The organism is Neobacillus bataviensis (assembly GCF_019969725.1).
In genome coordinates this window covers 1-18,711 of record NZ_JAHXYW010000017.1, presented here as the reverse complement: position 1 = coordinate 18,711, position 18,711 = coordinate 1, and the positions used below count along the sequence as shown (strand labels likewise).

Sequence of the window (18,711 nt, the reverse complement as noted above, 5' to 3'; positions counted from 1 at the left end):
TTTCTTTTCCGCGCAGACAACTCCTTTTCATGGATGCTCGAAGTTGGTACTTAGATGTCATACATCTAACCATATTGTACCCATAATTTCTGAAAATTTCTACCACTATAGTAAAATTAACAAAATAATCTTTCTAAATTTACAAAAATTGTTCGGCTTTTTTCCCTCTCTTTCATGGCTGATACTATATCGTATGGGGAATAATGTGTGGTTTATGATAATTTTTTGAATTTTTAGTAAAAAACAATTTAATATTTGGATAGTTTTTTTAAAATTGATAAGATAATTGCCATAATGATATTGTTAAAAAAGAAATACATATCTTAACATGGGGGTAAAACATTGACAAAGATTAATTGGATGAGTGAGGTTGAAAAACGAAAAGATGCACTCATTAAAGACACCCAGGGATTATTACATATTAAAAGTCTTTTAGACGAAGAAAATACTACTCCGGAAGCGCCTCTTGGGCAGGGGGTTAAAGAAGCGCTCGATTATATGCTTCAGCTCGGTGAAAAAGATGGATTTACTCCAAAAAATGTTGGCAATTTAGCAGGACACCTGGAGTTTGGTGAAGGAAAAGAGCTGCTTGGCATTCTCTGCCATGTGGATGTAGTTCCAGAAGGGGACGGCTGGTCAAGCAATCCGTATGGGGCAGAAATTCGTGATGGGAAAATTTATGCACGCGGTGCTTTGGATGATAAAGGCCCAACAATGGCTGCTTATTATGCGATGAAAATTGTGAAGGACCTAGGATTGCCACTTAAAAAGCGAGTCCGAATGATCATTGGGACGGACGAGGAGAGCAATTGGCGCTGTGTGGAGCATTATTTTCAGCATGAAGAAATGCCGGCACTAGGATTTGCCCCAGATGCTGATTTCCCCATTATTAATGCGGAAAAAGGGATCGCGGATTTCGATATGGTTCAGCAAAAATCGTTCAAAGACAGCTCTGAGGGAGAGGTTGAGGTCGTCAGCTTTGTTTCTGGAAAGAGGTACAATATGGTACCTGATTATGCTAAAGCCATATTACAATTAAGTGAAAATCAAGCGGGGTTACTTGAAGACTATACTTCCTTCATGAGGGAATATGACCTCGAACATAGTCATCAAGCCGAAAACGGAACATTAATTTTAGAAGTAAAAGGTATTTCCGCACATGGGATGGAACCAAAAAACGGGAAAAATGCCGGACTGCTTTTAGCAGAATTTCTTTCAAAGCAAAATTTACAGGCGAAAGCCTCCCATTATTTCCAATTCGTATCCCGCTATTTCTTTAACGATTCAAGGGGTGTAAACCTTGGAGTGGCTTATTCTGATGATATCTCAGGAGACCTTACCATCAATCCCGGCAAACTGTCATTTTCGCCACAATCCGGCGGCAGTATTGGCATGACATGCAGGTATCCTGTTACAAACAAAATGGAGGACACGAAAGCCAAGCTGGATGCACTCCTTATAGACGAAGGCTTCGAGATTAACCATTTCTCAGACTCTAAGCCCCATCATGTGGATGAAAAAGAATTCCTCATTCAAACCTTGAAAAAGGTGTATGAAGAACAAACAGGTGAAAAGGCTGAATTAATTGCAATAGGAGGCGGAACTTACGCCCGTTCTCTTAAATCGGGTGTAGCCTTTGGACCACTATTCCCTGGAAGACCAGATATTGCCCATCAAAAGGATGAATATATGTATATTGAAGACTTGTTAAAAGCAACAGCGATTTATGCACAGGCAATCTATGAATTGGCAGAAAATGAATAAGTAAATAAAAGGGGAAATCGGAAATGAAATTCGCAATTTTAAACGGTACAATAATCGATCGATCTGAAGCAAAAGTGGATGTAGAAGACCGCGGCTATCAATTTGGTGATGGGGTATATGAGGTCATCCGGGTCTATAACGGTAAAATGTTTACTCCAGAAGAACATATGGAGAGATTTGTGAAAAGCTCTAACAGTATCGGTATTTCACTGCCAATTACTATAGAACAAATCACGCAATTACTTGAAGAACTTATTGATAAAAATAATCTTCAGCTTGGGACGATTTATATGCAAATCACAAGGGGAGTCGCAGCGCGTAATCATGCTTTCCCAACGGAAGAGACCGTCCCATCGCTGGTGGCTTATACGAAAGAGGTTGGACGGCCCGCAGAAAGTTTGAAAACGGGTGTAACAACGATTCTCACTGAAGATATCCGCTGGCTGCGCTGTGATATTAAGAGTCTTAATTTATTAGGCAACCTATTAGCAAAACAAAAAGCAGCTGAAGCAGGGGCATTTGAAGCAATTCAGCATCGTGGTCAGGATGTTACCGAAGGAAGCTCGTCGAACATCTATATTGTTAAAAATGGAATTGTCCTTACGCACCAATCAAATAACCTAATTTTAAAAGGAATCACAAAGGATGTTATTTTGGACCTTTGTTTAAAAAATAATATTCCTGTTGAGGAACGAACCTTTACCCTCGATGAATTGGCCCAGGCTGATGAAGTGTTCATGTCCAGTACAACAGCAGAGGTCATGCCGATAATCGAAATCGATGGTAAAAAAGTAAAGGCCGGCTTACCAGGTCCAGTTACAATAAATCTACAAGAGCTATTTGTTAAAGAAATAGAAAAACAATGTGGAAATCTATAGAATTAGAAAAAGACGTGCCATTTAGCACGTCTTTATTTCTATTCGAACTGGAATAAATCGCCAGATAAGTATCTTTCCCCTGTATCACAAGCAATGCATACTACTACTTTATCAGGTGATAAATTCTTTGCGACTTGTAAAGCAGCAAAGCAGGCAGCACCTGAAGATGGTCCAACAAGTATACCTTCTTCACTAGCTAATCTGCGGGAGACTTCATAAGCATCCTCATCCGAGATCTTTTGAATTTCGTCATATACATTTTGGTTAAGGATATCGGGAATAAATCCAGGGCTGGTTCCAACGAGCTTATGTTTGCCGGGTTTCCCGCCAGATAACACAGGTGACCCTTTTGGTTCCACGACATGGATTAATAAATTATCATAATGTTTTCTTAAAGCTTCTCCTGTACCTGTAATGGTCCCGCCCGTTCCGGCAGTGGCTACAAAAGCCGACAACGGCTTGCCAATTTCCTCCATCGCTTCGATAATCTCAACAGCAGTAGTGAAACGGTGGGCATCCGGGTTTGCCGCATTTTCAAACTGCATGGGAATAAAACTATTTGGAATAACTTTTGCTAATTCTTGTGCTTTTTTTATCGCACCTGGCATTTTTTCCTCCCCCGGAGTAAGAACAACCTCTGCACCGTAAGCTTTTAAAATATTAATTCGTTCCTGTGTCATCGTGTCAGGCATCACGATAACCGAGCGATAGCCGCGAGCCGCTGCATTCATTGCTAAACCAATACCTGTATTACCGCTGGTAGGCTCTATGATGGTGGAGCCTTTGGATAATTTTCCTGCTTTTTCTGCCTCGATTATCATATTAAAAGCGGCTCGATCTTTTACACTTTTACTAGGGTTAAAAAACTCAAGCTTTAAATATACAGAAGCTCCGTCTTTAGGAGCAAGGCGGTTTAGTTTGACAAGTGGTGTGTCTCCGATTAGTTCGGCAATATTATTTACGACTTTCATTTGGGCCCTTCCTTTCTGTACCTGCTATCCTAATGATAAATAATTTTCTTGGCAATGTAAAAAATATCGAATAATGTTCTTCGTTAAGTAGATACAATTATGTCAAAATAGACTAAAATTTAATAAAGGATGAACTATCATGGAACATCGGAACCATTTTTTCTTTGCAGTTAAAATCCCTTATGAAACGAAATTAGTCCTAAAGGACCGGATGGAAAAATTAAAAGAAAGCCTACCATTTAACCGCTGGGTTCATCATCAGGATTTGCATATTACCTTGGCCTTTCTAGGGGGTGCTGCTTCTGAAAAGCTGGCAGAAGCAGAAAAAAAGGTGAGAGAAGCCATAAAGGATGAAAAAGCATTTAATTTGAAAATAAACAAACTTGGAATATTTGGTAATCAAGATTCACCCAGGATATTTTGGGCGGATACGATCGAGAGCCGTGAGCTGAATGAACTAAGAGGTAAAGTTTTTTCTGCTTGTGAAAAGGCTGGCTTCCAACTAGAAACTCGGCCATTTCGCCCCCATATTACACTAGCTAGAAAATGGAATGGGGAACAAGCTTTTCAAAGAGAGCAGCTGGAAGTGTGGCAAGACCACCAGCCAGAACTACTAACCTTTCAAGCTCAACAAGTAGTGCTTTACCAAACACATCTTCAAAAAACACCTAAATATGAAGCCAAAACGATATATCCTTTAAAATAACATTCAGTAAGGGTTGGCGAAATGAAACAAATATATTTTATTATCAATCCAAAAGCAGGGAACGGCCACTGCTTTAAAATTTGGAGTCATATCGAAGCCTTATTAAAGGCAGAACAAATCTCCTACCTGGCATTTTTTACAGAATATCCAGGTCACGCCAAAATTCTCGCCAGCCAAATTGCTGCCAGCAACAATGACCTAAAAATAATCATAGCTGTTGGCGGAGACGGAACTTTGCACGAAGTTATGAATGGAATTGTAAGTAATCATAAAATTACTTTAGGATTTATCCCTGGGGGGTCAGGAAACGATTTTTCACGAGGGTTTCAAATACCTTCAGACCCAATAGAAGCCCTTAAGGTAATACTGCGTTTGATGAAGAAGGAAGGGCACTCAATTGATACTGGAAAAATAGTGCTGGGTGATCATTCAGAGCATTATTTTATAAACAACATGGGTGCAGGATTTGATGCCCTAATTTCCTATGAGGTGAATCAATCCCCAATAAAGGCCTTATTTAACAAGCTTTCAATGGGCCGCTTGGTTTATGTGTATTTTCTCCTAAAAAAGGTTTTTACTTTTAAAACATCTACAATTGATTTATCAATTGACGGGAAAAAGCATATATTTGAACAAACATGGTTTGTTACCGTTTCCAATCAACCTTATTATGGAGGCGGTATGAAAATTGCTCCTGAAGCCGAACCAGATGATGGACTCTTCGATATAACTGTAGTTCATGAGTTATCTAGAATTAAGCTGTTATTAGTTTTTATAAGTGTTTTTTGGGGGCATCATATCTATTTTAAAGAAGTGAAAACCTTTAAAGGGAGGGTTATTTCCATTCATTCACATGACTCATTCTATGTTCATGGGGATGGAGAGCATCTTGGATTTACACCCTTGACCATTAACCTGCAACAGAAAGCCCTGTCAGTGTTAACAAGAAGGGTTCGTAAAGAAATAGTTGATTTGAAAGAGAGGGACTCGAATGATTGCCACTGAACGAAATTTTCTTGCCTACTTAGATGAGTTGAAGATCATTACGATTCTTCTTCCACTTTCATATCATCATGGTTTATCCTCTTCATTCATTGTTTCCGATGACATTCAACAGATCCCCTTGACGATTATGGAAAAGCGGCAAATAGAAAACAAGATGAAGTATATTTGCCAGCTTTCAGAGGAAATTTTGTTTGGAAGGCAGTATTGGATATTGGATGAGCATGGAGGAAAGACAGATCTTCAGATAGGTGCAGTCATCCGAACGAATTCATTTGATGATAAATTTTATTATGACGGTAACGATCTAGGCGTGACATATGGTGAAAAGCAAACTCTGCTAAAAATTTGGGCTCCGACAGCAACTGGAGTCAAATTAAAATTACGTCCTCCTGACAGTCAATTTTCAGAAATTGTAAAAATGAGGCGGGAGGATCGTGGGATTTGGTCCGTTACAGTAAATGGAGATTTAGAATACTATCATTATAGTTTTCTTGTTCACGTTAACCTGGAATGGCGTGAGGTAGTTGATCCTTATGTGAAGGCCTTGACGGCAAATGGTGAACATGGTGTGATTGTAAACCTTGCAAAAACAAGGCGGCCCAAAGTCAATCTGCCTTATATCTCAAACCCTGTTGATGCGATTATTTATGAAACACATATCAGAGATTTTACCATTCATCCAAGCAGCGGAGTAAACCATAAGGGTCTTTATCTTGGCGCTGGTGAATTAGACACAAAAGGAAAAGATAGCAGTCCCACGGGATTGTCCTATTTAAAAGAGTTGGGGATTACTCACATTGAATTTCTTCCTGTACATGATTTTGCAGGTGTTAATGAACTGGAACCAAACAAGGATTATAACTGGGGATATAACCCGCTCCATTTTAATGCTCCAGAAGGCAGTTATTCGACTGATCCCTCTAATCCCTATTCCAGAATTATGGAATTAAAGCACTTAATTGATCAAATTCATCGTTCTGGTCTCAGGGTCATTATGGATGTTGTTTATAATCATATTTATATCCGCGAGAATTCCTCTTTTGAAAAAGTGGTTCCTGGTTATTATTTCCGACATAATGAGATAGGACTTCCTTCAAACGGGACTGGTGTTGGCAATGATATTGCATCTGAGCGGAAGATGGTTAGAAAGTATATATTAGACTCGATTCAATACTGGATGGAAGAATACCATATTGATGGCTTTCGATTTGACTTAATGGGTATTTTGGATGTTGAGACAATGAATTTAGTCAGAGCTCTCTGTGACAGCATAGCAAGTGACACGATTATTCTGGGTGAGGGCTGGAACTTAAACACGCCACTTCCACAAGAGCGAAAGGCGATTATAGCGAATCAGGCAAAAATGCCGGGAATAGCCCAGTTTAATGATAGGTTTCGCGACAGCATTAAAGGCAGTACTTTTAATTTATTTGATAAAGGCTATGCTTTAGGAAATGAGCATTACCTTGAGGCAGCAATTGAGTTATTGACAGGAAGCATCGGTTTCAATAAAAAAGGACATGGATTGTTTAATGAACCATCCCAATCAATAAATTATGTTGAATGTCATGATAATCATACGATGTGGGATAAGCTTCTGGCCTGTCACAAAAATACAGATGATTCTTCCAGAATGAAATATCATCGACTTGCGACAGGGTTGGTCTTATTGGCACAAGGGATTCCTTTTCTGCATAGCGGACAGGAGTTTTTTAGAACGAAACAAGGGGATGGAAACAGTTATCGTTCGCCAGATTCCATTAACCAACTCGATTGGGATCGGAAAAGCATATATAAAGAAAATGTGGAGTATATGAAAGGCCTTATTCAAATCAGAAAAACATACTCCTGCTTTCGAATGAAAACCCAAGCTGAAATTCGCTCGAATGTTCGGATTTTACCGTATAACTCCCCTGTTTTAGGAATTTATTTTGAAAAGGCAAAAGTAATCTTTATCATTAATTCGTCATCCCGAGAGAACCGGATTACCCTTCCTGAAGGGGAATGGTCTGTTTTAGCCAATCATGAATTTGCAGGGATTTCTACATCTAAAGCCTTTAAGGTTGGAGAAATAATAATTGAACCAATCTCGCTAAATGTTTTAGTGAAAAAATAGTTTCCCAAGATTACTTGACGAAAAAAGGCAATTGGAGATAAAATTTATTAAGATGGCTATTGTGTGCTATGGTTTCAATAGCCTTTTTTTATTTTTCAAATAAAGGTAAAAAGGCGCATGCGTTTTTATCTAAGGCTATTTTCGCATAAATTGTTATTTTTCGTTTACGAAAAGAGCCCTATCTAAAAGCTCCCATTAGAACGGCATAATTGAAGGTGAACAATTTTGGAACATATATTAGGACAAGAGTGGGAAATTATCCCTGCTGGAGGCGCGACAGGAGAAGCATTTTATGCAAGTTATGAAGATCAAAGGCTTTTTTTAAAGCGGAATTCTTCTCCCTTCCTAGCGGTACTATCGGCAGAAGGTATCGTCCCAAAGCTTGTTTGGACGAAACGGTTGGAAAACGGAGATGTCATAACAGCACAGCAATGGCTTGAAGGCCGGGAGCTGAAACCATCTGAGATGAATCAGGAGCTTGTTGCCAGGCTGTTGAATAAAATTCACCAATCAGAGCCGATGCTGGGTATGCTTAGCCGGTTAGAAAAGTCACCCTTGGATCCCGAGACCCTTTTTCAATCAGTGATAGATGACTTGGATGAACAAATCCTTGAATTTCCTGAAGTACAAAAAACATTGAACTTCCTAAAGAAGGAAGCAAAAAATGTTTATAGTGAAGAAAAAGTGGTATGTCACGGTGATGTGAATCATAACAACTGGCTGCTTGCGGAAGACAACCAGTTGTATTTAATTGACTGGGACGGGGCGATGATAGCCGACCCTGCAATTGACCTTGGCCTGCTTCTTTATTGGTATATTCCAGAAGAAAATTGGCAGGATTGGCTTAGCATGTACGGGAAAACGCTGACCGATCATTTAAGGCTTAGAATGAAGTGGTATACGGCTTTACAGACCTTATCTTCAATCCAATGGTATAAAAATAAACACCGCATCGAAGAAAGGGATAAGTGGATAAAGTTTTTAGCGGAAATCCTCTAATTAAGAAAACTGACCAATATCGTTTACCCATTGTGATAGGTTTTCTTGGTTAGATTGGATATGTTCATCCAAATTGGACGTCCCTGCACCATACTGGCTGTATTGATAAACCTCCTGCAAAATGTTTTTAACATTCTGATCGACCTGTGTGTTTACCATGAGGGATTTCACTAATCGTTCTAGTTGTTCACATTCTGCTACAGACCCGCAGCAATCCGTTTGATGATTGTTTAATATATCCTTTAGTAAGGCAACCTGGTCATTATGACTTAAAGGCATGACAAAACACCCTTTCAAGTGGGATTTTAATAAAAAGAATTCACAGTTAGGTTGTGAATTCTTTTTTTGTTTATGCATTTTGCTTTTTTCCAATAAGATTGGGGTTGCAAGTAAAAGTATCACGTGTTATGGTTTGAACGAAATTAATTTTTAGGAGTGCGAAAATGAGACTTAGAAATAAACCTTGGGCAAAGGATAAAATAGAGCAGCATCCTCAATATATTGTAGCGAATCCAGAATTGTATAAAGGTAAATGGCATGAGGTATTTGGAAATGAACAACCTCTTCATATCGAGGTTGGAACTGGAAAAGGCCGATTCATTACCGAAATGGCTAAAGCTAATCCAGAAATTAATTATATGGGCATTGAATTGTATGACAGTGTCATCGTTGCGGCTTTAGACCGTTTAATTGAAGCGGATTTGCCAAACCTTAGACTGCTTAATGTGAATGCGGCTGATTTAGAGAAATATTTTGCGAAAAATGATGTTGACCGTGTTTATTTAAATTTCTCAGATCCATGGCCAAAAATACGTCATGAAAAAAGAAGATTGACTTATAAAGATTTCTTAAAGCTTTATGAGGATATTATGGTTGACGGCGGGGAAATTCATTTTAAAACAGACAATCAAGGCCTGTTTGAATATTCGCTAATGAGCTTTTCAGAATACGGCTTATTGTTAAAATATCTTAGCTTAGATTTCCATAAGAGTGGTTACGAAGGTAACATCATGACGGAATACGAAGAGAAATTCTCCGAAATGGGGAATCGTATCTACCGCTGTGAAGTCAAATATCAAAACTTATGATCAGAACAGTTCCTTTTATGGACTGTTCTTTTTATTTTTCCTAAATATGGGACAATGTTAAAATAGAATAAAGGGGGTTGAAAGAATGCAAACATTAAAGATTGGAAACGTAACACTGACATGGTTATCAGGCGGAGTTACAAATTTAGATGGCGGTGCCATGTTTGGCGTGGTTCCCAAAGGATTATGGTCGAAGAAATATCCACCTAATGAGAAAAACCAAATCCAATTGCCAACCGACCCCATTCTAATTCAAATGAATGGTAAAAATTTATTAGTTGAATCTGGGATTGGCAATGGAAAGTTAACGGAGAAACAACTAAGAAATTATGGGGTGACAAGGGAATCTGAGGTTGAAAATTCATTAGCCGAACTGGGATTAAATGCCGGGCACATCGATTATGTGTTAATGACACATTTACATTTTGACCATGCCTGTGGATTAACGAAGCTTGAAGATGACGGGTATACATCTTCCTTCCCAAATGCGAAAATCATCACTTCAAATGTGGAATGGGAAGAGATGCGAAACCCGAATATCCGGTCCAAGAATACATATTGGAAAGAAAACTGGGAAGCCATTGAAACACAGGTCGAAACATTCGATGAATCATGGAGTTTCGGAGCGATTCGAATGATCCATACAGGCGGACATAGCGACGGGCATTCGATCCTTATTATTGAGGATGAAGGAGAAATGTCCATCCATATGGCGGATCTCATGGCGACACATGCCCATCATAATGTTTTATGGGTTATGGCCTATGATGATTATCCAATGGACTCCATTGCTGCTAAAGAAAAATGGGTATCCTATGCAATCGAGAAAAAGGCATGGTTTACGTTTTACCATGATGCCTTTTACCGTGCTGTCAAATGGGACTTAGATGGAAAAATAGTCGAAAGCATAAAACGAAATTAATAAAAACAAACAGCCGCATCAAATGTAGGATGCGGCTGTTTGTTAATTGTTAGTTATAGGTTGTATATCCAGAATGGTACCTGTTTGGGCATCGGCGATAAACTCAAATTGTTCATTTAATCCGTTGTTGTTTTTAGAGAGGCCGCCTTTGTATACCCGATATTTAATTTGCTGCTTTTCGTACGGCTCATCAGCCATGTGGATCCACGAACCACTAATAGGTCCATTTTGTTTAAATTGTTTCTTGACGTGCGCCAAAACTTTTTCAGGTGAAACAGTTGTTTTTTGGCTTAGGATTTCCTTTGCCGCATACCCGCCAATGGCACCAAAGGCAGCACCGAGAAGAAATGATTTCCAATTCAAAAAAAGCACCCCCATCTATTCAGAAATTATCATGAGCAAACAATCCCAACTTCAGTATATCTTATTTGGATGGTAGAGGATAATATAACAGTCGAATTAGAAATAGTGGTAAGGGGTTCAGATTTTCTGTAAAATAAAAGGATACATATTGATATCAAGAAAAACTAAAGGAGTCTGACTATGAACGAACAAACCTTAAAGCTTTTTCAAACGCTAACAGAGCTCCCTGGAGCCCCTGGGAATGAACATTTAGTTAGAAATTTCATGAGGGAACAATTATCAAAGTATGCGGATGAAATCGTTCAAGATAAATTAGGCAGCATTTTTGGTGTGAAAAAAGGTTCTGGACCTACCGTTATGGTGGCAGGACATATGGATGAAGTAGGTTTCATGGTTACTGCCATTACAGATAATGGCATGCTTCGTTTTCAGCCGCTTGGCGGATGGTGGAGTCAGGTGATATTAGCGCAGCGTGTTCAAATCATGACAAAGAATGGTCCCATTATCGGAGTGGTCGGTTCCATCCCGCCCCATCTTTTAGACGAAGCGAAACGAAACAAGCCAATGGAAATTCAAAATATGCTGATCGACATCGGGGCCGATGATCGTGAAGATGCCGAAAGGATTGGAATTAAGCCAGGTCAGGTAATCCTGCCGATTTGTCCTTTTACGCCGATGGCAAACGAAAAGAAGATATTAGCAAAAGCTTGGGACAATCGCTATGGCTGTGGTCTCGCGATTGAATTGCTTCAAGAACTAAAGGATGAGAAATTGCCAAACACCCTTTATTCAGGTGCAACTGTTCAGGAGGAAGTAGGCTTGCGTGGAGCACAAACGGCTGCCAATATGATTGATCCTGACATTTTTTTCGCGCTTGATGCGAGTCCTGCTAATGATATGACCGGAAACAAATTAGAGTTTGGTCATTTAGGAAAAGGGGCATTGCTCCGTATCCTAGATAAATCGATGGTCACACATCGTGGAATGAGGGAATTTGTTCTCGATATGGCTGAAACGCACAATATTCCTTATCAATATTTTGTTTCACAAGGCGGTACAGATGCCGGTCGTGTACATCAATCCAATCAAGGTGTTCCGAGTGCAGTTATTGGTATTTGTTCACGCTATATTCATACTCACGCCTCCATCGTTCACGTCAATGATTATGCCGCTGCAAAAGAATTGTTAATTAAATTAGTGAAGTCTTGTGATCAAACGACAGTAGATACGATTAAAGCAAACAGTTAATTTTAGGGGGGCATTCTACATGCCTCCTTTTCATATGCAAAAGGAGATGCTTACATGAAAATCATAATTGGATCAAAAAACCTGGCAAAAATTACAGCAGTAAAAAATTGCTTCCCTAATCAAGAGGCAGAGTTTATTGCTATGGATATTCCTTCAGGAGTAAATGCTCAGCCCTTTTCAGATGAAGAAACAATTCTTGGGGCAGTTAATCGGGCAGTTGAAGCGTTAAATCAAGGCAATGGCGATATTGGGATTGGTCTCGAAGGCGGCGTACAAGAAACAAGTCAGGGCTTGATGATTTGTAACTGGGGAGCGCTGGCATCAAAAGATATGGCACCGATTATTGCCGGTGGTGCCAGGGTTTTATTGCCTGAAGAAATAGCAGTAAGACTTCGCGCTGGAGACGAGCTCGGACCAGTCATGGATGATTACGCAAATATGAAAAATGTCAGAAAACACGAAGGGGCAATTGGAATTTTCACAAATGGACTCGTTAATCGAGTGGAAATGTTTACTCATGTCATGAATCTCCTTATTGGACAATATACCTATCAAAAAACACATTTAGAAGATTAATCCCTCTTTTTCGACGGTATTTTTCGACAAAAAGGCTTGTCTTTTGAATATTTTGGAAGGTATGATATAGATAGGACTATTGTCGTGTATAGGGGGGAATGCATCCTGAAAACTTTTAAAACTATTACCATATTGAGCTTATTATTTTTTGTATTAGGAGCCTGCAGCCATGCTTCACTGAAGGATGAAAGTAAAAACACGGTTAAAACAGTGAAATCATCATTTCAGGAAGCAGCGAAACAGCCAAATGAAAAAAGTAGAAAAATTCATTTTTATTTACCCGAAGGTTATAAAATAAAAGATGAAAAACCCAATAACATCATTTTAAAAAATGGCTCTAAGACCTATATACTTTTCGTAAATCCACAAGAAGACAGTTTAAGTAAAGTGGTTTATAACGGAACCGTTAAGCAATATAAACAGCTCAATACAAATGAAAAATTCACCTCAGGCAGTAAATTTGGCTTTTTAACTATTAAGGAATTAGATGATGATCAAAACGAATTGACAGTCGGAATAGGCGGTACAAAAATAACGACTCAGACGGAAACCAGTGACTTGGTTGAAGATGGAAAAGCGATGATGCAAATTGTTAATTCAGTTAAGTTTGGTAAATAATAGGAAAGTCATGGGTCATTTTCAAAAATGCAAATCCATGGACTAATCGGCAGAATGGCTGATATGATTTAAGAAGATCAAGATAATTCAAACGGAGGCGTTGAATTTGAAACATTTAGAATCAATCGAGGAATTTGAACAGCTAAGAGATAATGGGAAAACGATTTTTATGTTTTCAGCATTGTGGTGTGGAGATTGCCGTTTTATTGAACCAGCACTGCCTGAAATTGAAGCGAAATTTACGGAATATACCTTTATCCATATTGACCGCGATCAATTTATCGATTTATGCCAGCAAGTAGATGTTTTTGGGATTCCAAGCTTTATTGCTTATGAAAACGGGAAAGAGCTTGGCCGTTTTGTAAGTAAGGATCGCAAAACGCAAGAAGAAATTGAAGGATTTATCACGGGGTTGAAATCATAATACCAACTAGCTCCCTCCTTTTGAGATGGGAGTTTTTTAATGTACAATAAGGGAAATACCCTTTTAAGGAGGGAAGCAGGTTGAAAATGGATAGTAAAAAGATGCGTAAAGAACTTGAAACAAGGTTGGCTGCCAAGGATCGTCTTATCACTTATGACCGCGAAAAAGATCAGCTTAGAATCGAAAGTGAGGTAGTCAAGAAAGGGATTACCATTTCCTTGCCTGGGATTGTGGCCAAATGGAATGCAGAAAAAGAAAAGGCTATCGATGAAGTTGTTTATTATATTGAAGAAGGCCTGCGTGCTATGGAGGATACCGTCCAATTAACGGATCACGAAAAAAGAATTTACCCTGTCATTCGCTCCTCATCTTTTCCAAAGGAAGCAGAGGAAGGTGTCCCGTTTTTAATCGATGAACATACAGCTGAAACAAAAATCTATTATGCCTATGATATGGGTAAAACCTACCGGTTAATTGACGCGCGTGTGATGGAAAAAGAGGGATGGGTCCATTCACGAATAAAGGAGATTGCCCTATTTAATGTAAGATCGCTGACAACACAGCTAAAAGAGGATCCGGTTGCCGGTAATACCTTTTATTTTCTTAACACGAATGATGGGTATGATGCCAGCAGGATATTAAATAAAGGCTTCCTAAATGATATGGAGAAACAAATTACCGGGACAATGGTGGTTGCCGTGCCGCATCAAGATGTATTAATTATCGGGGATATCCGTAATGACCGGGGATACGATGTATTAGCGCAAATGGCTATGAGCTTTTTTGCTAATGGCCGGGTTCCGATTACAGCGTTATCCTTTTTATATGAAAATGGGGAATTAGAGCCTATTTTTATTTTAGGAAAAAATAAATAAAATAGAATTCGAAGAGATCACATTCTAGGTGGTCTTTTTTCATTCATTCGAAGATATATTTCGGCTAATTCTGTGAAATTATGTCGAAAAAAGATCAATTACTGATAAAATAGAATGATAGATGAAAGAGAAAGAGTGATAGTTTTGAGTTGGATCCAAGACTTTTTTCAAAGGTTTAAAAAAGATGAGGAAGAGGAATTTAACCATTTAACGATACATAATAAAAAAACGAATGGCCATCCATTTCTGAACAATGATGATAACATTAAGGATTTAGAGATTAGAATCTCTTATCAATATCCCAAAGGTGAGTTTAAGACTTCTTACAGTTCAATCAGCAAAAGACGGACAATTGGAGAAACCCCTGCAATAAAAAGAAGAGCGGCAGTAATTCCGGAAAAAAGGGTTAGGAAAGAGAAAACGGAAAGACAAACAGTACAAAAGGAAATGCCAAAAGAAAACATTAAAGTACCAATACCAAAGAAAGAACAGCCGGAAAGAATACGCGGTCCCTTTCATCCAACAGAAATCCCTTCACCTGTTTTTGGATTTAATAGGCCTAAAAAAATTGATTCAATCATCGAGCATGAATTAAGCCATTTTTTAGAAGAAGAATTTGAAAGCAATTTAGATTCAATTGCTGCAACTGCGGAAACAGTCTATGAAACAGAAGAGATTGTTTTGGTTAAGGACCATAATAATGGGCAGTTAGGTATTAAGGAAGAAGAGATGGCCGCAGTTGTTTCTTTACCTGTTGAACCCGAGCAAAGCGAAAATCTATATGAAAATAATGATGTTGCAGAAGAGATTGTTGTTGAGAAACCAATTGAGCAGCCAGAAACATCAAGACCTATTCGGTCAAAATTGCCTTTTAATGTCATGATGCTCAAACAAGATAAAGAAAAATGGGAAGCAAGAAAAAGTACTAGAAGGGAAGAACGAGAGCAAAGGCCGAAAATAGAATCAAGCAAGATTGAAAGTGTTCAAGCTAGCACTCCTGAACCTGAAAAGAAGGTTGAAAGCTATCAACCCCCAGCTTCTCAAGACGGTTACAGGTTTCCGGATTCCAGCTTATTAAGCCCGCCTATTTCGGAAGAAAAGGATAATGACTGGATTTTATATCAACAGGACCTATTAAATCAAACCTTACAAAACTTTAATGTAGGGGCAAGTGTCGTCAATGTTACTCAGGGTCCTTCTGTCACTCGTTTTGAGGTCCAGCCGGAGCCTGGAGTAAAGGTAAATAAAATAACCAATTTAAGCGACGATATAAAGCTTAGTCTTGCAGCAAGGGATATTCGAATCGAAGCGCCGATCCCAGGAAAACATACGATTGGTATTGAAGTGCCAAATCAAAAATCAAGACCCGTGATGATAAACGAAATTATCGGGAACCGTGTTTTTCAAGAATCAGCTTCACCACTAACGGCTGTCCTTGGGCTTGATATTGGCGGTAACCCGATTGTAACCGACCTAAAAAAAATGCCCCATGGCCTAATTGCGGGAGCAACAGGCTCTGGAAAAAGTGTTTGCATTAATACAATTTTGGTAAGTCTGTTATTTAAAGCGAGTCCTGATGATTTAAAGCTTTTGCTCATTGACCCGAAAATGGTCGAGCTTGCGCCATACAATCGGATTCCACACCTGGTGAGCCCTGTCATTACGGATGTAAAAGCAGCAACAGCGGCTTTAAAATGGGCGGTAGATGAAATGGAGAGACGCTATGAATTGTTTGCTCACACGGGTGTTCGAGACATAAGCCGATTTAATGAACTTGCGATTCAGCATAAAAGATATTCAGATAAGCTTCCGTTTATCGTGATTATCATTGATGAGCTGGCTGATTTAATGATGATGTCTCCTGCGGATGTCGAAGAAGCCATTTGCCGGATTGCCCAAAAGGCAAGGGCATGCGGTATTCACCTCATCGTTGCAACGCAAAGGCCTTCAGTGGACGTTATTACCGGATTAATTAAGGCAAATATTCCAACAAGAATTGCTTTTTCTGTTTCCTCACAGGTCGATTCCCGTACCATTATCGACATTAGCGGGGCGGAAAAACTGCTCGGCCGTGGTGATATGTTATTTTTAGAAAATGGCTCGTCAAAGCCAGTCCGCCTGCAGGGTACATTCGTATCTGATGAAGAAATTGATATTGTTGTGGCCCATGTCAGGGAGCAGCGGGAGCCTGATTATTTATTCGAGCAGGAGGAGCTGCTTAAAAAAGCACAAGTCACAGAAGGGGAGGATGAACTGTTTTTTGAAGCATGTGAATTCATTGTCGATCAAGGCGGTGCATCCACTTCGAGCCTGCAGCGGCGCTTTAAGATTGGCTATAACCGCGCGGCAAGATTGATGGATATGCTAGAGCAGAATGGATATATAACAAGTGCAAATGGCAGCAAAGCGCGAGATGTACTGATTACAGAGGCTGACTTAGAGTCAATACAAGACTCTAGTAATATTGGTTAATCTATAGTATTCTTTATTAACGTGAACAAATAATATATATTGCAAATATAAATGGAATCAAAGCTTCAATGCCACAAATAGTTTTTATGAATAAACAATGCTATAATTATGAAATGAATTTATTTAGAAAGTATTTTGGACGTGATATGTGCATAGGCACATCCACTTTTGTTGTTAGCAAATACAGACAGATGTCATATACTGTTTTACAGATAGACGTTGGTTGGAGGTTCTTCTATGACTATTTACCATTTTGTAGGTATAAAGGGGTCTGGAATGAGTGCACTGGCACAAGTTCTTCATGATATGAAATTTCAGGTGCAGGGCTCCGATGTCGAAAAGCACTTTTTTACTCAGGTTGCACTTGAAAAATCAGGGATTAAGATCCTTCCCTTTCAAAAGGAAAATATCGAGCCAGGAATGACGATTATTGCCGGGAATGCTTTTCCCGATACCCATGAAGAAATACAAAGGGCTATGGAGCTCGGACTTCCTATAGTACGATACCATCGCTTTTTAGGCGATTTTATGCAAAATTTTACGAGTGTCGCCATTACTGGCGCACACGGGAAAACTTCAACAACAGGGCTGATGTCCCATGTTATCGCTGGTGCCAAGCCAACCTCCTTTTTAATTGGTGATGGGACAGGTAAAGGGGAGGAAGGGGCAGAATACTTTGTTTTTGAAGCTTGTGAATATAGAAGGCATTTCTTATCCTATTTCCCTGACTATGCCATCATGACCAATATTGACTTTGACCATCCTGATTATTTCGCCAATATTGATGATGTATTTTCTGCCTTTCAGGAAATGGCTGTCCAAGTAAAAAAAGGGATATTTGCTTTTGGTGATGACGAACAGCTGCAAAAAATCCAGGCAAAAGTTCCTGTTTTGTTCTACGGATTTGCGGATGAAAATGACTATCAGGCTAAAAATCTCGTGAAGACAACGAATGGGACTACCTTTGATGTCTTTATACGAAATACCTTTTATGATACCTTTTCCATTCCAACCTTCGGTGACCACAGTGTGCTAAATGCATTAGCGGTCATTGGTTTATGCCATTATGAAGAAATCAATGCTGAAACAGTTAAGGAAAGATTAATGACTTTCCAAGGTGTAAAAAGAAGATTTTCTGAAAAAAATATGGGTTCCCAAATTTTAATTGATGATTATGCCCACCACCCGACTGAAATTAAAGCAACCATTGAGGCAGCTAAGCAAAAATATCCTGACCGCGAAATTGTAGCTGTATTCCAGCCCCATACGTTCACGCGGACGCAAGCATTCTTAGAGGATTTTGCGGAAAGCCTGCGAAGGGCCGACAAAGCCTTTTTGTGTGAAATTTTTGGTTCTGCCCGTGAAAAGCATGGCAAGCTGTCCATCAAGGATTTACAGGAAAAAATTCCTGGGGCTGAATTGCTTTCTGAAGAAAACACATCAGTGTTAAAAGACTTTAACAACAGCGTCATTATTTTTATGGGTGCCGGAGACATTCAAAAATTCCAGGAATCCTATGAAAACCAAGTTGTACAATAAAGAAAAAAGGATGCCGTCACAATGTAATGCACCCCAAAAGTTAGAGGAAAATCTGACTCTTGGGGTGTTTTTTATGGCTAAATATAGTGATGAGTTTAAGCTCATGGTTGTAAAAGAATACAAAGAAGGTACTTTAGGACATAAGCT

General features: G+C 39.1%; 18 protein-coding genes. 15 read left to right on the top strand and 3 right to left on the bottom strand.

What is annotated here, in order from left to right:
- Nucleotides 1-342: 342 nt before the first annotated feature.
- Together pepV and dat are read left to right on the top strand one after the other, a co-directional pair.
- Nucleotides 343-1,764 carry a dipeptidase PepV gene (gene pepV, locus LC455_RS27085; protein ID WP_223595703.1) on the top strand — a complete coding sequence of 474 codons (1,422 nt, stop codon included), beginning with the start codon at nt 343-345 and terminating at the stop codon, nt 1,762-1,764.
- A gap of 23 nt (nt 1,765-1,787) precedes the next feature.
- Nucleotides 1,788-2,642 carry a D-amino-acid transaminase gene (gene dat, locus LC455_RS27080; protein ID WP_223595702.1) on the top strand — a complete coding sequence of 285 codons (855 nt, stop codon included), beginning with the start codon at nt 1,788-1,790 and terminating at the stop codon, nt 2,640-2,642.
- A 38-nt stretch (nt 2,643-2,680) separates the two neighbouring features.
- Here dat and cysK read toward each other — a convergent pair whose 3' ends face one another.
- Nucleotides 2,681-3,613: a cysteine synthase A gene (gene cysK / locus LC455_RS27075; protein ID WP_223595701.1), complete on the bottom strand. Its 933-nt coding sequence runs from the start codon at nt 3,611-3,613 to the stop codon at nt 2,681-2,683.
- 139 nt (nt 3,614-3,752) lie between these two features.
- On the opposite strand from cysK, the gene thpR reads away from it, so the two are divergent.
- The 4 genes from thpR (at nt 3,753) to LC455_RS27055 (ending at nt 8,439) form a co-directional block, all read left to right on the top strand.
- Nucleotides 3,753-4,319 (top strand): RNA 2',3'-cyclic phosphodiesterase, encoded by a 567-nt coding sequence (gene thpR, locus LC455_RS27070; RefSeq protein ID WP_223595700.1) that lies wholly within the window; start codon nt 3,753-3,755, stop codon nt 4,317-4,319.
- Nucleotides 4,320-4,340: 21 nt separating this feature from the next.
- A complete protein-coding gene (locus LC455_RS27065) occupies nt 4,341-5,324 on the top strand; it encodes a diacylglycerol/lipid kinase family protein (protein ID WP_223595699.1) in 984 nt (327 codons plus the stop codon).
- Nucleotides 5,311-7,440, top strand: coding sequence for a type I pullulanase (gene pulA, locus LC455_RS27060; RefSeq protein ID WP_223595698.1), 2,130 nt, complete (start codon nt 5,311-5,313; stop codon nt 7,438-7,440). Before LC455_RS27065 ends, pulA begins: the two co-directional genes overlap by 14 nt.
- A gap of 225 nt (nt 7,441-7,665) precedes the next feature.
- The gene (locus LC455_RS27055) at nt 7,666-8,439 is read left to right on the top strand and encodes a phosphotransferase family protein (RefSeq protein ID WP_223595696.1); all 774 of its coding nucleotides are present in this window, start codon (nt 7,666-7,668) and stop codon (nt 8,437-8,439) included.
- Here LC455_RS27055 and LC455_RS27050 read toward each other — a convergent pair whose 3' ends face one another.
- Nucleotides 8,440-8,718, bottom strand: coding sequence for a YtzH-like family protein (locus LC455_RS27050; RefSeq protein ID WP_223595695.1), 279 nt, complete (start codon nt 8,716-8,718; stop codon nt 8,440-8,442).
- A gap of 164 nt (nt 8,719-8,882) precedes the next feature.
- Here LC455_RS27050 and trmB point away from each other — a divergent pair, with 164 nt between their 5' ends.
- Both trmB and LC455_RS27040 read left to right on the top strand, forming a co-directional pair.
- Entirely contained in the window at nt 8,883-9,527 is a 645-nt protein-coding gene (trmB, locus tag LC455_RS27045) for a tRNA (guanosine(46)-N7)-methyltransferase TrmB (RefSeq protein WP_223595694.1), read from the top strand.
- Nucleotides 9,528-9,612: 85 nt separating this feature from the next.
- Nucleotides 9,613-10,449 carry a YtnP family quorum-quenching lactonase gene (locus tag LC455_RS27040; RefSeq protein ID WP_223595693.1) on the top strand — a complete coding sequence of 279 codons (837 nt, stop codon included), beginning with the start codon at nt 9,613-9,615 and terminating at the stop codon, nt 10,447-10,449.
- A gap of 42 nt (nt 10,450-10,491) precedes the next feature.
- Here the strand turns inward: LC455_RS27040 and LC455_RS27035 are convergent, their stop codons facing one another.
- The gene (locus LC455_RS27035) at nt 10,492-10,812 is read right to left on the bottom strand and encodes a PepSY domain-containing protein (protein WP_223595692.1); all 321 of its coding nucleotides are present in this window, start codon (nt 10,810-10,812) and stop codon (nt 10,492-10,494) included.
- A 180-nt stretch (nt 10,813-10,992) separates the two neighbouring features.
- On the opposite strand from LC455_RS27035, the gene LC455_RS27030 reads away from it, so the two are divergent.
- The 7 genes from LC455_RS27030 to murC all read left to right on the top strand — a co-directional run bounded on the left by LC455_RS27030 (nt 10,993) and on the right by murC (nt 18,564).
- On the top strand, nt 10,993-12,060 hold the full coding sequence (locus LC455_RS27030) for a M42 family metallopeptidase (RefSeq protein ID WP_223595691.1): 1,068 nt from the start codon (nt 10,993-10,995) through the stop codon (nt 12,058-12,060).
- 54 nt (nt 12,061-12,114) lie between these two features.
- Nucleotides 12,115-12,636, top strand: a complete 522-nt coding sequence (locus tag LC455_RS27025; RefSeq protein WP_223595690.1) for a DUF84 family protein — start codon at nt 12,115-12,117, stop codon at nt 12,634-12,636.
- A gap of 210 nt (nt 12,637-12,846) precedes the next feature.
- Complete coding sequence (locus LC455_RS27020) at nt 12,847-13,254, top strand: hypothetical protein (RefSeq protein ID WP_223595689.1); 408 nt, start codon at nt 12,847-12,849, stop codon at nt 13,252-13,254.
- A 106-nt stretch (nt 13,255-13,360) separates the two neighbouring features.
- Entirely contained in the window at nt 13,361-13,678 is a 318-nt protein-coding gene (locus LC455_RS27015) for a thioredoxin family protein (protein WP_223595687.1), read from the top strand.
- Between the two features lie 86 nt (nt 13,679-13,764).
- Entirely contained in the window at nt 13,765-14,553 is a 789-nt protein-coding gene (locus LC455_RS27010; RefSeq protein ID WP_223595804.1) for a DUF1444 domain-containing protein, read from the top strand.
- Nucleotides 14,554-14,697: 144 nt separating this feature from the next.
- Nucleotides 14,698-17,025: a DNA translocase FtsK gene (locus LC455_RS27005; RefSeq protein WP_223595685.1), complete on the top strand. Its 2,328-nt coding sequence runs from the start codon at nt 14,698-14,700 to the stop codon at nt 17,023-17,025.
- 237 nt (nt 17,026-17,262) lie between these two features.
- Nucleotides 17,263-18,564 carry a UDP-N-acetylmuramate--L-alanine ligase gene (gene murC / locus LC455_RS27000; RefSeq protein ID WP_223595683.1) on the top strand — a complete coding sequence of 434 codons (1,302 nt, stop codon included), beginning with the start codon at nt 17,263-17,265 and terminating at the stop codon, nt 18,562-18,564.
- Nucleotides 18,565-18,711: the final 147 nt, after the last annotated feature.